The sequence below is a fragment of the Monashia sp. HAY1-5C genome, assembly GCF_056755255.1.
On the sequence record NZ_JBPGXG010000345.1, the window covers coordinates 1 to 276 of the forward strand.

General features: G+C 65.2%; 1 protein-coding gene. It reads left to right on the forward strand.

The features are described from left to right. Positions 1 to 276, forward strand: a 276-nt coding sequence (locus tag ACR9ZK_RS21955) for an alpha/beta fold hydrolase (RefSeq protein ID WP_481344070.1), incomplete at both ends; no start/stop codon positions are given.

Sequence of the window (276 nt, forward strand, 5' to 3'; positions counted from 1 at the left end):
TCTTTAGTTCCCGTGCGTCGGCGTGGGCCAAGGCGCGTCATTTCCGGGCCAGCCGGGAGCACGACGCCTGGAGCGAACTCGGCGGGATCACCGCTCCCACCTTGATCCTCCACTGCACCGAAGACAGACTGACTCCGTTGCCCAACGCCCTGCTGCTCCGCCAGCACATTGCCCGTTCGGTCCTCGTCCGGGTACCGGGTGCGGGACATGGGCTGCATCTGGACCATCCGGAGACCATCGAGTGGATCCGGGAGTTCATTGAGCGCAGGAGCAGCT